The 1,135-nt window shown below is 35.0% G+C and carries 1 protein-coding gene; it reads left to right on the top strand.

The features are described 5' to 3' along the window. Nucleotides 1-463: 463 nt before the first annotated feature. On the top strand, nucleotides 464-1,135 hold a 672-nt coding region (locus AACP56_RS17860; RefSeq protein ID WP_339339065.1), incomplete at its 3' end, for a hypothetical protein.

Here is a 1,135-nt window from a genome sequence, read left to right as displayed (position 1 = left end):
CATTTTTTCTCTCTTTATAGAATATCAAAAAACTGGATTTAAGCAGTTTGTAAAAGCCCATATTTATTAACTATTATCGATAAACTACTCGTTGGGGTTTTTATGGTGAAACCTCAAGTTTTTAGAGGTAGACTTTACTATTTGCTACTTACACAACATTTATTTTCTATCGGTATGTATAAAGTTAGTTTTGTATGATTATAAATTGTTTTCAACTGTAATTACAGTAGATATACCCCAAAAATGAATGATTTAACCAACTTATTAAAGTTAAAGAAAGGCTATCTGATCAGCCTTTTTTTCCAATTGGATTATGCTATGCTATTAAGCACTTTTTCTCCAACTTTTTTATCAAATCGTTCTTTCAAAAAAATTGCTAAGGACTTACTCTCATTAGAATTGAATAGTGTTAGGTCTTTAAACGAAACCTATAGTAAATACGATGGCAAATAAAAATATACTCATGAAACGGAATTTGGTTTTTATCATTTTTCTACTAATAACCGCGGTTGGTTTTTCTCAAACTACGGTTACATTACAGGATCAATGCAATTGTGAAGTACTTAGTGGAGCAGATGTTTCTACTCCAGGCTCAAATACGCCAACAGGAGCAGATACAGGAGATATTTATGTAAATACTAGCTCAGGTACTATCTTTTTCTGGGATGGTGATACATGGGAACTTACATCGGATGATAACCAACAGTTAACGGGATTTACTTTTAATGATACAACGAATCAGTTAACACTCGATTTAGAAAATGGCGGTACAGTAAGTGTTGACTTAGGTAGTTTAAGCGATACATTGTCCGATACTAATACCATAATAACATCTTATGCTATAGATACTACAACTAATAGTTTAGTAATTACGGATAGTGATTCAAATACGTTTTCTGTCTCGCTTGCTACGATTGCATCAATTGTAGATACAGATAACCAAAATTTATCTGAAGTCCTTACAGAAGGAGCAGATGCGGGAGGAACAGTGATTACTAGTTTGGGAACACCTACTACCGGAACGGATGCAGCAAATAAAGATTATGTGGACACACAGGTTGCAGCAGCGGCGGACGACGATATCACTGGAGCTAGTCTGGATGCCCCGACGAACGTACTAACGATAAGCGAGGGC

Source organism: Croceitalea sp. MTPC6, assembly GCF_036985525.1.
Lineage (GTDB): Bacteria > Bacteroidota > Bacteroidia > Flavobacteriales > Flavobacteriaceae > Croceitalea.
The sequence above is the reverse complement of the archived record's forward strand: the minus strand, read 5'-3'. Positions and strand labels throughout refer to the sequence as shown.